Annotated in this window: 9 protein-coding genes; 3 read left to right on the forward strand and 6 right to left on the reverse strand. The window is 66.1% G+C overall.

Annotated elements, in window-relative coordinates:
- Window positions 1-90 precede the first annotated feature (90 nt).
- Complete coding sequence (locus ACLNGM_RS02415) at window positions 91-1,176, forward strand: glycosyltransferase family 4 protein (protein ID WP_416357030.1); 1,086 nt, start codon at window positions 91-93, stop codon at window positions 1,174-1,176.
- A 31-nt stretch (window positions 1,177-1,207) separates the two neighbouring features.
- On the opposite strand, the gene ACLNGM_RS02420 is transcribed toward ACLNGM_RS02415, so the two are convergent.
- Complete coding sequence (locus tag ACLNGM_RS02420) at window positions 1,208-3,958, reverse strand: M10 family metallopeptidase C-terminal domain-containing protein (protein ID WP_416357031.1); 2,751 nt, start codon at window positions 3,956-3,958, stop codon at window positions 1,208-1,210.
- Between the two features lie 329 nt (window positions 3,959-4,287).
- Here ACLNGM_RS02420 and ACLNGM_RS02425 point away from each other — a divergent pair, with 329 nt between their 5' ends.
- Both ACLNGM_RS02425 and ACLNGM_RS02430 read left to right on the forward strand, forming a co-directional pair.
- Entirely contained in the window at window positions 4,288-5,475 is a 1,188-nt protein-coding gene (locus tag ACLNGM_RS02425; protein ID WP_416357032.1) for a polysaccharide pyruvyl transferase family protein, read from the forward strand.
- Between the two features lie 324 nt (window positions 5,476-5,799).
- Window positions 5,800-6,957, forward strand: a complete 1,158-nt coding sequence (locus ACLNGM_RS02430) for a glycosyltransferase family 4 protein (protein ID WP_416357033.1) — start codon at window positions 5,800-5,802, stop codon at window positions 6,955-6,957.
- Window positions 6,958-7,156: 199 nt separating this feature from the next.
- On the opposite strand, the gene ACLNGM_RS02435 is transcribed toward ACLNGM_RS02430, so the two are convergent.
- From ACLNGM_RS02435 to ACLNGM_RS02455, 5 genes are all read right to left on the reverse strand, one after another.
- A complete protein-coding gene (locus ACLNGM_RS02435; protein WP_416357034.1) occupies window positions 7,157-7,720 on the reverse strand; it encodes a hypothetical protein in 564 nt (187 codons plus the stop codon).
- Between the two features lie 976 nt (window positions 7,721-8,696).
- A complete protein-coding gene (locus tag ACLNGM_RS02440; RefSeq protein WP_416357035.1) occupies window positions 8,697-10,952 on the reverse strand; it encodes a polysaccharide biosynthesis tyrosine autokinase in 2,256 nt (751 codons plus the stop codon).
- A 158-nt stretch (window positions 10,953-11,110) separates the two neighbouring features.
- Window positions 11,111-11,626, reverse strand: coding sequence for a hypothetical protein (locus ACLNGM_RS02445; protein ID WP_416357036.1), 516 nt, complete (start codon window positions 11,624-11,626; stop codon window positions 11,111-11,113).
- 85 nt (window positions 11,627-11,711) lie between these two features.
- Window positions 11,712-12,956, reverse strand: coding sequence for a glycosyltransferase family 4 protein (locus ACLNGM_RS02450; RefSeq protein WP_416357037.1), 1,245 nt, complete (start codon window positions 12,954-12,956; stop codon window positions 11,712-11,714).
- A complete protein-coding gene (locus ACLNGM_RS02455; protein WP_416357038.1) occupies window positions 12,953-13,996 on the reverse strand; it encodes a polysaccharide pyruvyl transferase family protein in 1,044 nt (347 codons plus the stop codon). Before ACLNGM_RS02455 ends, ACLNGM_RS02450 begins: the two co-directional genes overlap by 4 nt.
- Window positions 13,997-14,066 lie beyond the last annotated feature (70 nt).

Raw genomic sequence — 14,066 nt, forward strand, 5'->3', positions numbered from 1 at the left:
TCGGCGGCAAAGACCCCGCATGCCGACCCCACGAGGTTTTTTAGGCTCTTTAAGAGCGCCCCGAGACCCACACGATGTCCAGCAGGATTCATGCGCCCTATCGTCTTCAACGGGAAATTCTACGGTGCCGGCCTGAATGGCGTTCACCGAGTCGCCGATCTCTTGATCCGGGAAATCGACGGCCTGCTCGGTGCAATGGACGAGGCGTCCCGTCCTGCGGTCAGCGTGATCCTGCCCCGACGCCGGGACTGGACGCCCGAACTGTCCACGATCCGCCTTGTCGAGAACGACAAGGCGAATTCGCAGCTGTGGGAACAATTCTCGCTCCCGGGCCTCGCCAGGGACGCCGTTCTCGTTAACCTCTGCAATCTTGCCCCCGTCCTACATCGCAGGAAGCTCCTGATGCTGCACGACGTGCAGTTTCTGTTCTCGGACAGCTCCTATCCGGCTCGGCAGCGCTGGGGATACCGACTGGTCACTCCTTGGATGGCGCGCACGAGCTGCGAGGTTCTGACTGTCTCGGAGTTCTCGCGCCAGATGCTGGACCTGTGCCGCGTCTCGCACCGGGACCGAACGGTGGTGATCTACAACGGTGTCGACCACCTCCACGCGCAGGCCGCCGATCCCACGGTGATCGACCGGCTCGGCCTCGTCCCCGGCCGCTATGCCGTCCATATCGGCAGCCCCAAAGCCTATAAGAACACCCGTATTATCGCCGAGGCGTTCGCCGGCGGCCAGCTCGACGACGTGGTGCCCGTGGTCGTGGGAACCACGCGTGAGGCGCTGGAGCGCGTCGGCCTGTCGCTGCCGGCCCATGTCATGATGCCGGGCCGTGTCAGCGACGCCGAACTTCGGACGCTCTACGAGCAGGCGCTTTGCGTGCTGATGCCCTCGCGCACGGAGGGCTTCGGCCTGCCCCCGCTGGAGGCCATGAGCATCGGCTGCCCGGCGGTCGTCTCGCCGGCCGGCGCCATGCCCGAAGTATGCCGCGACGCGGTGCAATATGCCGATGTCGACAGCGCCGGGGACTGGACCCTGGCCGTTCGCCGCCTGGCGGACGATGCGCAGGTGCGCGCCGACTTCGTCCGGCGCGGCCGGGAGCGGGCGGGTGCGTTCCGGTGGTCGAACGCGGGGCAGAAGCTGATGGCGAGCATCCTGCGCGCCGCCGCCGACTGAGACGCGCCGCGCCGCCGGCCCGGCGGGCGGATCAGAGGATGAAGGCGGCTTCCGTCAAGGGTGCGGACGAGACGACCCGCAACGCGAAGTCGGCGACACCATCGCCGTTCACGTCGCCCGAAACGAGGTACTCCGCTCCCCTCGCCTCGACGAGGAGCTGGTCCGGATGGCAGTCGAACGCGGTCACGAGCGTGAAGGCGTCGTTGCCTGCCGTTCGGCTGTTGGCGTCGATGGCGGACAGGGAAATCCTGTCGCCCTCCGCGGCGGAGAAGTCGAGGATGAGGTCCATCGCCTTCGGACGGCTGTCGGAGACCGACAGGTAGACGAACGTGTCCGCCCCCGCCCCGCCCGCCAGCGTGTCGGCACCGGCGCCCCCGATGATGACGTCGGCACCCGCCCCGCCGCTGATCCGGTCGGCGTCCTTGCTGCCGGTGAGGAAGTCGTCGTGACTGGAGCCGACGAGGCCCTGGAAGCGGCGGATCGTATCGACGCCCGCTCCCCGCGTGTCCTGCGGCCCTTCGAGACCGAGCGTGACGACCACGCCGGAAGCGGCCGTCTCGTAGGAGATGGTGTTGCTTCCCGCCCCGCCGTCCAGCGTGTCGTTTCCGGCGCCGCCGATCACGAGATCGTCGCCGCGCAGCGCCAGGATGGTGCTCCCCGAATCTCCGGCGCGTAAGGTGTCGGCATGTTCCGAACCCGTCAGCGCCTCGATCGAGACGATGCGCAGGCTCGTGCCGGCGGCCACCTCCTGGCGCGCCTCCGTCGACAGGTCGGCGCTCACCCCGCTCGCGAAGGCCTGGAACGACAGGGTGTCCCGGCCCGCGCCCCCATCGACAAGGTCGCTGCCGCGCGAGGCGTGGAACAGGTCGTCGCCGTCGCCGCCGAAGAAGTGCTCGTCGCGATCGGTTCCAGAAAAGCGGTCGTCAAACCGCGAGCCGATCACGGCCTCGATGCCGACGAGCCTGTCCTGCGTCCCGACCGAGACGGTCTGCGGCAGGGTGTTCCCGAGGCGCACGTCCACTGCGCCGGAAGCGTCGGCGTAGGACACCGTGTCGAAGCCCTCGCCTCCGTCCAGGAGGTTGCGTCCCTCCCCGCCCGAGAGCGTGTCGTCGCCCGCGCCGCCGAGGAGCCGGTCGTCGCCGCCCTGGCCGATGAGACGGTCCGCGGACGCCGTGCCCTGCAGGAGTTCCCCGCCGGCATGCGCCGTCCGCTCGATGCCGGCCACGACTGGCGGCACCTTCTGGACCGGCTGGTCCGAGATGCGCGTCAGCGTGATCTGCCGAAGGGTCGAGTCGCCTTCCACGGTCTGATTGGGCCCGAGCGAGAAGTCGAGGCGATCGCCCGCGCGCAGCGTGACCTTGAAGCCCTCCAGCTCGAAGAGGCCTGTGAAAGACTTCGAGAAGATGTCGACGCCGTTCAAGGCGATGCGCAGGTCGACGCCGTCGCCCACGCCGGTACGCCAGAAGGCGTCCACGCCGACGACTTGGTCGTCGTCGGACACGTAACGCTCCACGACGCGGACCGGATTGGCCCCGTTGCCGGCCGGCGCGATGGAATCGGCGTTCACGCGCAGCGGCTTGGTGTACTGGCTGCCGTAGTAGGACGTCCAATCCCAGTCCACGAGCGACAGCTCCGTCAGCTTGCCGTTGCGATCCTGCGCGAAATACTGCCAGTCGCCCTCGCCGAACTCCATCAGCGTGTCGGCGATCACGGTCTTCTCGCCGAGCGCGAAGCCCTCGCCCTTAAAGACGACCGGCTCAGCCGACAAGGCGGTGGGCCGTGCGATCTCGTTGCCGCGCGCGTCGAAGAAGCGTCCGGCGCCGAAATCGACGCCGCGGGCGGCGCCCCACATGACGTAGGTGTCCTGGCCGTAGCGGTAGACGAGCGTCAGGTCGTCGCCCGTATCGACGCGGACCGGGTTTCCGAGGGGCAGAAGCTCCTTCTTCAGGAACTCGAAGGTCGCCGCCGCCGGCTTCTCCTCGCCCGACCGGGTCAGGAGCCCCATGTTCTCGAAATGACTCTGGTCGATCAGGGCGTACCAGTAGCTTTCCTTGACGTCGACCGAGGCCATCAGGGTCGCCATCTTGAGCATGAAGGCCGGCACCTCGGCGGGGTCGGTGAACTCGCGCCCGAACTCGGTGGCGTAGATCGGCTTGACCTCGCCATGGCCCGCCATGACGTCGCGCAGGTGCTGGATCTCGTCGTCGACATGCTCGGCTTCGCGCCGATAGGGATGGATGGAGACGCCGTCCATGTAGCGCAGCGCGCCAAGCTCGAAGATGTCCTCCAGCGCGCCGGTACCAACGACGTTGACCGATCCGCCGAGGATCTTCACCTCGGGGAACTCGGGCTTGACGGTCTCGTAGACGACCTTCAGCAACTCGGTGTAGTAGCGCGCGTCATCCTGGGCCGCCGGGCCCTTGAAGTTGCCCGTGTTGAACTCGTTCCAGACCTCGATCTCCTCGACCTGCGACCCGTACTGGCGCAGCACCGCCAGGATGTGCTGCGCATAGGCGGCCCGTCCCTCGGCCGTATGGGGCGTGAGGCCGCTGTCGTAGAGCGCATTGGCGCTGGCGAAGGTCAGGAGCGAGCTCATGCCCTTGGCTTCCGCGGCATCCATGTAGTTCACGAGCTGCGTCGGGAAGACGTAGGAGCCCTTCTGCGTCTCGATCTTGGCCCAGGGCTGGGAATCGCGGATGTCGTCGACCCCGAGCTCCTTCGCCTTGTCGAGAAGCTTGATGTTCCACCCTTGTGAGAAGTGAGTCTGGACGTTGAGTTTCATGACGGCGGATCCCTTGCACGCGATCGATCATCGCCCTGCCGCGTGAAATTGCCGTTATCTTTCAGAGTGTTCGATCCCTTTACCGAATAGCGAAAATGCGATCCATCGGGGTGGCACCGCCGCGTTGGGCGGGCTGGATCAAATTCCCGTCGGCAACGCGAGGGAAGGAGCGGCCCTCGCTTGGTCTTTGCACGAGCCTGGGATAGAAGGGCGGTCGAATTTCTTCCCGTCCGCACGAACCGGGCGCCGGCTGATCGAGATGTCGGACCGGCGCGTGCCGGGCCGAGCGCGGTGGGCCGAGCCGCGACGCCAGAACTCGAGAGACGGCCATGACCGACCGCAAGCCTCGCATCCGCCTCTTCAACGTCAAGTTCAGCCCCAATCTCGGCGACGGGCTGTTGTCGGAATGCCTGGAGATGGCGGCCAGGGAATGCGGCAGCGATGCCGAGGGCACATACTCGATCGACCTCAGCGCACGCACGGCCTACGAGCGCGGCGCCGCCTCGCGCTCGATGGTGCTGAAGGTCCTGGCGGGTCTCCCCGCCCCCTTGCGCCAGGTCGCCACGTCCGTGCCGCGCGAGCTGCTGCTGCGCCGAAAATGGCGCCCCCACTACGAGAGGCATTCCGCAGACGCCGACGCGGTGGTCGTGGGCGGCGGCAACCTCCTGACCGACATGGACCTCAACTTTCCGGTCAAGGTCGCGAGCGCCCTCGATCTCGCCCATCGCCGGCGCCTGCCCTCGGCGATCTACGGGGTCGGCGTCTCGTCGAAATGGTCGGAGAAGGGCACAAGGATCATGCGCGCGGCGCTGTCGCGCGCGCGGCCCGTCTACATCTCCGTCCGCGACGACAGCTCCAAGCGCAACTTCGACCGCCTGTTCGCCGACGCCGCGCAGCGCGAGGCGTCCGTGGTGCGCGATCCGGGGCTGATGATCGCGCGCTACGTGACGGCGGAGGCCTCCGGCGCCCCTGCCCGCATCGGTGTCTGCGTCACGAGTTCGGTCGCCATCCGCTACCATTCCGCCGAGACGGTCTCGGACACGGACATGGCCGCCTGGTACGGCAATCTCTGCGCGCGTCTGGCCGAGAGGGGCCACGCGGTCCTCGCCTTCACCAACGGCAGTCCCGAGGACGAAACGGTGCTCGACGAGATCGAAGCCGATCTGCGCTCCAGGTCGGGACCCGGCTTCGAACGGCGGCGCCCCGTTTCGCCGAGCGAGCTCGCCGCGCTGATCGGCTCTCTGTCCGGCCTCGTCGCCCACCGCATGCACGCGATCATCGCCGGCGTCTCGTTCGAGGTGCCGGTCTACGCCCTTCTCTGGGACGAGAAGCTCGAAGCCTTCATGCGCTCGATCGGGGAAGACGACGCGATGGCCTTCGCCCGGCCGGGCAACGAGGCCGAGGTGATCGACGGCCTGGAGCGCCGCCTCGCGCGTCCCGCGCGCAAGCCCGCAGGCGAGCTCATCGACGAGACCTTCGCCAGCGCACGCGATCTTTTCGCGCGTTTCACCCGCTGATCGCTTCGTGCGCGATACTCGCCCCTGATGGTAATATTCCGACGCTCGGCCTAAGGTTGAGTCGACGTGGAGGCGTCTTGTGTTCGAGCCATGCCTGCGGCGATATCGCCGTCGCCCGTCCGTGGGAGGAGGTTTAAACGGATGGCCAACCCGGCCTGCTCCCTGATGAGCGCACGCATCGAAATCACCAAGACAGCCGTCCGGAGAGCGCCCCACACATCCTCAGGCGATGTCGGGGCCGCGCCGCGTCACGAGCCGTCCCGCATGGCCACAACGAACATGTCCGACACGCGTCGCCATGTGCGGCGGGGGAGCGGCGGCTAGGTGGGCGAGCGGATTCCCATCGCGATCAACGGGCGCTTCGTCGGCCAGCGCATCACCGGCGTCCAGCGCGTTGCGCGGGAGCTGACCTGCGAGATCGACCGCATGCTGGGCGAAGGCGACGATCGGTTCCGCGTCCGGTTGATCTGCGAGCCCGACGCCGATCTCCAGGGCATGGACCTTTCGCATATCGACGTCGTCGAAGCGCCGGGAACGCACGGCTGGATGTGGGAGCAGACGGTGCTTCCGAGGGCGGCACGCGGGAGCATCCTGCTCTGCCTCGGCAACACGGCGCCGCTCCTCAGCCTCCTCTTCCAGCAGCCCTGCGGGCTGATGATCCACGATCTATCCTACCGCAAGTTCCCGTCGGCCTATCGCCTGCGCTACCGGCTCTTCCACGCCTCGCTGCTGCCGGTTCTCCTGGCACGGGCGCGCCCGATCTTCACCGTCTCGAAGACCGAGGAGGAGGTGCTGCGCCGGCTGGCGCCGAAGCTCGGGTCCGATCTGACCGTCGCGCAGAACGGCGGCTGGCGCGGCAACCGCGCGCCGCAGACGGCCGAGGATGCGGTCCGCCCGCCGCGAAACTACGCGCTGTATGTCGGATCGCTGTCACTTCGCAAGAACTTCGCGGGGCTGCGGGACGTCGCCATCCGTCTGGCGAGCGAGGACGACCTCGACTTCGTCTTCGTCGGGAGCGCCGGGCGCATCCTCACCCCCGTCGTCCGGGACATTCCCGAACACGTTCGCCACCGCATCCACTTCGTCGGCCAGATCGAGGACCCGGCCAAGCTCGGGGAGTTCTACAAGAGCGCCCGCTGCCTGGTGTTCCCATCCTTCTACGAGGCCTCAGCGATCCCGCCGCTGGAGGCCATGCACTTCGGCTGCCCGGTCGTCACGTCCCACCTGCCGTCGATGATAGAGCGCTGCGGGGACGCCGCCGAGTATTGCGATCCCTACGACGTGGAGTCGATCATAGCATCGGTCCGGCGCATTCTCTACGACCCTTCACGGGCGGCGGAACTGGTTCGCCTGGGCTACGAGCGCAACCAGCGCTTCTCCTGGCGCACGCAGGCGCAGACGATCCTCGACGCGATCAGCGCCGCGCATGCGGCCGAGGCACTCGGAGGAAACAGCCGCGAGTCGGTCGGGCTGCCCTCTTGAGGCGAATCCTTCTGAAAGACGGGGCGGCTAGCGTTTCATCCATACCGCCCGCAAATAAGGTCGGACAACGACGGCCTTTGAATAGGATCAAAATGGAAATGGAGGACGGAATCTAATCCCGCCCTCCATATTATATATTCTAACCCCATACTCATGTGTAAGATACGCACTCTCGGTCCGCACACATGAGTATTAACCATTACATCATGTGATCGAAGGTAACGCCCAGCTCCTTCATGAGCTCAGCATAGGTAAAAGTCTGAGACTCGCGGAACGTCATGCCATCGTCCGAGATATTGCGGAACGTGAACTGCTCAGCACCGTTAAAGGTGATCGCCGCGTTGTCGGTCTGACCGTTGCCGACGTACTCGAACTTGATGCTGCCATTCTCACGGAACGTGATTTGATAGTCGGAAATCTCGTTCGCCAGGACAACATGATCGTTGCTGCCCGTGCCCATGTCAACCACGGCGTTACGCAGCTTCGAATTGGTCGCGTCATCCGCTCGGAAGATGAAGACGTCGTCGCCAGCGCCCAGATTGATGACGTGATCGCTGTCGCGCAGCAGGTCCTTTGTGCTGACGCGGTCAGCCTCCGCAGACCCCTTGACCTTCACGTCATCGCCGTTCTGAACGACCGTCGCGTTCTTATAAGTCACACCATTGCCCGAAGTCGGGGTAGCGTCCGGACGGCTCTGCGTCGGCGCGCTCTGGACCGGGGTTGCAGTGTCGGGATTGGACGGATCGTTAACTACAACTGCCATTGTCTTAGTCTCCGTAGGTAAGGGAACCGGAGCTCCTTTAAGCACTTTTTAACCAGCTCCACCAGCGTCACTTGCGGACGTTTTAAGTCTTCGTTAACTGCGAGATCGCGCTGGTTGAGGACAGAGATTGATAACTCTCTTTAAAGTTGCATTTACGGCATTCTAGAAATGGTGCCGGCCCGTTCAAGTGCGCTTAGGCCGCGTCTACACGTCTGAGAGCCCGCGCGACGCCAACTATCATTTTTTCGTGATATTGAAGTGATTTGGGTTCAGTTCTCCGATTCGAGGCCGCGAAGAACCGATTCGCGGCTCGGCGCTTCCCGCGGGCATCGGACGGCGAATCAGGAGGAAGCGACCTAACGAAAACGATCGCGCTCCAGCGATAGCCGGAGCCGTGTCTTCGAACCCGTTCGAAGAGGCGGCATTTGCGACGAGGCCCCGTCGCTGCAGCCGCCTCCGGAAGACGGCGATTCCCAATAGAGCAAGCGTTTGGCGGCCCAGTACCGGCTTTGACGATTCGAGATTGCCGGGGGGAAAGCTCTGGGACATTACCGTTCGCGGCAGGCGTCCTGCCGGATGACGCCGTGTCGTCTCATGCTCGCGTCCGCGAGGACTCCGGGGCTATGGTCCGACGTCGACCGCCTGGCGATCACTGAGCTCTCGGAAGGTGTTGCACAAAAAACAATCGAAAATTGTCAAGGCGTCAGAGGCGGAGAACGAGGTCGCCTGGCAAGATCACGCAGGCCCCGAATTGTCGGGCACGGGGGTCGAAGCGGCGGGTCCCGGCTTATCAACCCCCAATAGTAAGCCGGTCCCGCTTCCCCTACGTTCGAGGCTGCCCGACGGACCTTCCAGCAACCGGCGACGGCGTAGAGAATGGCGGGTCCAGACTTCGGACACGAGACAGGCAGCGCACGACGTTTCCCGTCGCGCGCTGCCTGGACGTCATGCCGGCCCCGTCAAGAGGGAGACCGGGTTACTGGTGGTAATAGTCTTTGTAGCTGTTGATGTAGTAATCGCTGCTGTCGCTGGTGCGATAGAGCTGCATCTTCTTCTCGTCGGCCTTGTTAAAGATGACGCCTAGGACCTTGTCGTGCAGTCCGGGATTGTCGCTCAGGATTGTACGGACGAGCTTGCGCGAGGTGGCGCCCCATTCGACGACCATGACAAGGCCGTCGACCTTCTGGACCATCGCCCGCGCATCGACGATGGGCCCGAGCGGCGGCAGGTCGATGATGATGTAGTCGAAACCGCCGTGGAACTGCTCGAAGATCCGCGACATGCCGGAGGACAGCAGCACGTCGCTGGAGTGCAGGACGGAGCGCCCGAGGGCCACCGGCAGGACCGCCAGTTCGCCGCTGCGATCCCAGACGAGACAGTCCTCCAGCCGGGCCGTGCCCTGCACCGCTTCGACCAGCCCCACGTTGGGCTTGATGTTCAGGGTGCGCGAGAGGCCGGGATTGCGCAGGTCGGCGTCGATCAGGAGCACGCGGCTGCCGCGGGAGGCGAGCAGCGTGGCGAAGTTCGCCGAGATCGTCGTCTTGCCCTCCCGCGGGAGGCAGGAGACGACGCCGATGACCTTGGTCTGCCGGGTGCCCATCACGGTGTCGGCGGCGAACTTGGCGTTGCGCAGGGTTTCGGCGAACGGCGTCAGGGGCGCGCGGGCAGAGTGGTCGTTCAGGCTTCCGATCCGCCACAGCCCGGCCCGGAACTCGCCGCCCTGTGACATCACGTCCTCGACCGGGTCCGGCGACTGCAGGGCGCTGGTCGCTCCCAGGAACTCGACGCCGAGCTCTAGCCGGACCTGGCTGCCGGTCCGGAAGAAGCGGTCGCGATGCTCGCGGATCGCCGCCAGCCCGATGCCGGACGCCGCGCCCAGGATGGTGGCGAGGGCCAGCACGATCGGAACCTTCGGGAAGCTCGGGCGAGAGGGCATGCGCGCCGGCGTGATGATCCGCGCTTCGGTGATCGGGAACGACTTCTCCTGCAGGGTTTCCTGATAGCGCTGGAGGAAGACGTTGTAGAGATTGCGGAAGGCGTCCGCCTCCCGCTCGAGTTCCCGCAGCTGGACGCTGGAGGTATTGGCGGTGGCATTCACGCCGACCGCCCCCTGGAGGCTGGCGTCCAGCGACTCTTCTCGGCGCAGGGCGACGTTGTAGGTGCTCTCGTAGCTCTCCGCGATCCGGCGCAGCTCACCCAAAATCTGCGCCTGATAGCCCTTCATTTCCTCGGCCAGACGCTGCGCCTGCAGGTGGTTCTCTCCGAGCGACTGGACGATCAGGTCCCGACGCCGCATTGCGTCGAGGTAGCGCTGCCGCAGATTAACGATCGTCGCGTTCTGGAGCGCATCGCCTACCACCGCGTCGGGCTGGCCGCTCGCGATGATGCTTCGGATCTGGTCCAGCCGCGCCTTGGCCTCGGCCGTACTCGCGCGAGCCTCGATCAGCTGCGTGTTGAGGCCGCCGAGCTGCTGCTCGGACAGGAGCTGGTTGTTCGTGGAAAGAAGCCGGTTGTCCCGCCGGTAGTTCTGGACGGCCAGATCGGCGTTGAAGGACTGCTGGCGCAGCTCGGCCAGGCGCTCCTCCAGCCAGCCCGCGGCCCGGCGCGTGGCCTCGTATTTCGCCTCGAGCTGGTCGTTGAGATAGGCCGCGCCGTAGGCCTGGGCGATCTTGCTGGCGAGGGTGCGATCGGAATCGGTGTAGCTGAGGCGCAGCACGTAGGTCTTGTCGACGCGCTCCACGGTCAGGTTGTTGCGCAGGACCGCGGTCGCGTAGGCGAGCTTCGCCTCCGGGCTCAGCTCCTCGTCGTCCGTGCCGAAGGACACGAAGGGCAGAACGGTCTGGAGGATGCCGGTGACGCCCGACTGAATCCGCGAGAAGACCGACGGATCGCTGTTCATGAAGGCCGGATCATCGGTCAGGCGGGCGTCCTGAGCCACCGAGGTCGCGAGCTGCTGCGAGCTCAGGATCTGCACCTGCGTCATCATGTCGGCGTCGTCCTGGAAGACGTCCGTCGCCATGCTGACGCTGCCGATGACGCCCGACGTGCCCTTGTCGATCATGATGTCGGTGGAGGATGTGTAGAGCGGCGAGGTCAGCGCAACATAGGCGACACCCACGGTGGCACCGGCCAGGGTGCAGAAGGCGATCGTCCACATCCTGCGGCGAAGCGCGGCCAGAATGAAGTCCAGAGCGATCGGCTCGAACCCGGACACGTTCTCGGGTACGCTCACGCCATGGCCGGCCTGCCGTTCCTGATGCAGCATACTGTCACTGGCCCTTAGGTTGAGCAGGGGCATCTAGATCCGATCTATGGCAGATTGAAGGACATCGTTCTCGGACATCCTGCGAATATGGTTTTCGCTTCGATGCCCTGTGGATGATGACGCGCCTATGTCGTCGGCTCGTTCAAGCTCGCGTCTTTTCTCAGCCGGTCCATGAGATCGCGGAACACGGCGTCGTCGAGCGTGGAGCGGTCGTCCCCCGAGGCTCGGCGCCAGAGACGCTCCCTGTCGAGTTCGAACGTCGCGGCGGTCAGCTTGCGATCCTTCTCCTCCACCGACCGGCCGAGCCGCAGGTTGCGAAGCCGGTTTTCGCGCGCCGCCATGCAGAGCAGGAAGCCTGCCGCCCATGCCGCCAGGAACTGCAGGGCTCCGATGGCGGGAACGCCGGCCTGCAGCAGGGCGATGGACGCGATCCAGGCCAGAACCGCGAGGGCGAGGACAAGCGCCACGCCCCGCAGAACCGCGGCCCAGAGGATCAGCGGCGCGAAGACGAGGGCGGGGTAGAGGGCCGGCGCGACCGGCCAGCCGAGAGCGGACGTGGGCAGGGCCGCGATTTGCGCGCGCACGATCCCGATCAGCCCGTCGAGATCGGTGAGCACGCCGAACGCGTGAACAGCATCCATCTTGCCTAAGCCCTTCGGATCGAGAACGACTACGTGCGAGTCAGCGGGTTCCGGCGGAGCGCGACGCTCCGTCGGGGCATGAGATCTATGCGCTTTCCAGCAAGGCCGGACGGCCCATGATCGCAGCGTCGTACGATGCGAGCAGTGCGTCAATCCACTGGTCGGACGTCAGCGAAAGCCGCGCCACGTTCGAATGGGCCCGCTCGCTCATCGCCTGCAGGCGCTCGCGCGGCAGGTCGGCCAGCATGCGCAACGCGCCTGCGATCGCGGATTCGTCGTTGTCAAACTCGAAGCCGATGCGGTGCGTGACGATCTCCTCGGACAGAAAGGAGCTGCGCGACAGGAGGACCGGCAGGCCGCTCTGCGAGGCCTCGGCCGCCACGAGGCCGAAGGGCTCGGGATAGCGCGACGGCATGATGACGCCCCTGGCCGCCGAAAGAAGCGTCGCGATCTCCGCGCGGGTCCGCCAGCCGTGGAACTGGACGTTCGGATACTCCTTCGTGAGCTGGTCGCGCAGCGGGCCGTCGCCGATCACTGCCACCGGCACCTTGGCGCGCTTGGCCGCACTCAAGAGTTCGGCCACGCCCTTCTCCGCCTCGACGCGGCCGATGAAGAAGACGGTCTCGTTGTCCTCGCAGCGGATGCGCTGGCGCGAGAAGGGCTCGGCGGGATTGCGCACGGTGAACATATGCCGCGAGCGGCGAACGCCCTTTTCGAGATAATGGCGCATCCGAGGGTGGATCATCATGACGCCGGCCCAGGGGTCCTTGTCGGTCAGGACCGAGTCCAGGACCCGAAGCCGGCCGACGCGCCAGAGCTTCTGCGCATAGTTGCGCTTGTCGCACTGGGTGGCGAGGCAGGACGTGGAGAGCGGGACCAGCTCGCAGGGCGTTCCCTTCGGATAATTCATGAAAGCGCCGTTCGGGCAGGCCAGGAAGAAGTCGTGCGCGTGGAGGAAGGTGCGCAAGGCGACCTTGCGCAGAGGTGGGAAGATCGCGGGCGTCAGGATCTTCGACCAGCCGTGGACGTGGTAGACGGTGGTCGGGTTGTCGTTCTCGGCGATCCAGGCCGCGACCTTGGCCCCGGCCGAACGGTTGTAGAGGCCGCGACCGAGAGCCATGACGGGGTTCTGCTTGACGAGGGGCTTGCCCCCGACGGCAACGACCTCGACCCCCAGCCGCTCCAGTTCCTCGTTCTTGCCCTCGTCGCCGACGAGGTAGGTGACGGCAATGCCGCGCGCCCGCATCAGTCCGATGGACAAGAGAGCCAGCCCCGTCGCGCCCCCGCGGGCGATGGATGCATCGTTGATGACGACGACGCGCGATATCATGCCAAGGTTCCGTCTTCGATGTTGCGCCGGGCCCCGGCGGCGGCCGTTTCGAGGGCCGCGTGTCGGGCCGCGCGATCGAAGCCGAGCGCCCGTTCGATGGCGCCTTCCGCCTCGGCCGCGGCCTCCAGCGGGACCGTCGACACCGAGAAGGCCCGGGCGACGGCGTCGATCTTCGGCGAGCCGTCGTTCACCGCCAGAACGGGCCGGCCGCTCAGAAGGGCGAAGACCACCGAGTGCAGCCGGTTGGTGATCACGAGTTCCGCGCTCTTGTAGTCCTGCAGGAAGGCCTTCAGATCGTGGGGCGCGGACTTGCGGGCTCGAAGCCCGTGGCGGCGGATCAAGGTGTCGGCGGCCTCCCCGTCCATGCCGGGGCGCGCGTCGTGGCAGGCGAAGACGAGTTCGGCCTTGGGAAAGCGCGCCTGCGCGAGCTCGACGAGCGCCAGGAACACCGCGCCGTCGAGCGAACGGCCTTCGCTCGGATCGATGCAGGGCGCGATCAGGATGGTGGAGGCAGGCCGCAGCGAAGACCCCGCATGCTCGTGGAGGCGGCTCGGGTAGAAGGCCATGTCGGCGGTCAGGAGGACCTTGGCGCGCGGGGCGATCTGTCGGGCATTGCGAAACGAGGCTTCGTCGCGAACGCGCACGTCGTCGGCCAGGGTCAGCACGGAACGCCAGAGAAGAAGTGGGAGTCCCCGGCCGATGGGGCTTACGCCGAGCCCGCGCGTCGTGACCCGACCGCCGCTCGATCTGGCCGCCAGAACCGCGGCCAGGAGAAGGGCGAGGCTCTTGGGCGAGACGTTGGCGCGAACCAGCTGCCCGCCGCCGATCACGATATCGCTGCCGCGCGCGGCGGTCAGGAGCTTTGCCGGGTTGCGGCCGTCGACGAATGTCCCGCCCGCTTCCTCGACCTGCGCCTCGATCTCGCGAGGCAGCGCCCCCCAGCGGCGAACGAAGGCCCGCCGGCCGAGCGAGCGGGCGATCTCGAGATTCTGGAGCAGGAGCGCGAGATCGCCCAGGTTCCAGAGATCCCCGCAAATCATTAGAAGATGTCGATCGTGGCGAGGACGGCTCATATCGGGCGACTACCATGCGAGGGGAGAAGGTGGCATT

This window comes from Aureimonas phyllosphaerae (assembly GCF_047943035.1).
GTDB classification, from domain to species: domain Bacteria; phylum Pseudomonadota; class Alphaproteobacteria; order Rhizobiales; family Rhizobiaceae; genus Aureimonas; species Aureimonas phyllosphaerae.

Coding starts and splice junctions, on each gene's coding strand:
- ACLNGM_RS02415 (WP_416357030.1), top strand. CDS start 91: ATGCGCCCTATCGTCTTCAACGGGAAATTCTACGGTGCCGGCCTGAAT.
- ACLNGM_RS02420 (WP_416357031.1), bottom strand. CDS start 3,958: ATGAAACTCAACGTCCAGACTCACTTCTCACAAGGGTGGAACATCAAG.
- ACLNGM_RS02425 (WP_416357032.1), top strand. CDS start 4,288: ATGACCGACCGCAAGCCTCGCATCCGCCTCTTCAACGTCAAGTTCAGC.
- ACLNGM_RS02435 (WP_416357034.1), bottom strand. CDS start 7,720: ATGGCAGTTGTAGTTAACGATCCGTCCAATCCCGACACTGCAACCCCG.
- ACLNGM_RS02445 (WP_416357036.1), bottom strand. CDS start 11,626: ATGGATGCTGTTCACGCGTTCGGCGTGCTCACCGATCTCGACGGGCTG.
- ACLNGM_RS02450 (WP_416357037.1), bottom strand. CDS start 12,956: ATGATATCGCGCGTCGTCGTCATCAACGATGCATCCATCGCCCGCGGG.
- ACLNGM_RS02455 (WP_416357038.1), bottom strand. CDS start 13,996: ATGATTTGCGGGGATCTCTGGAACCTGGGCGATCTCGCGCTCCTGCTC.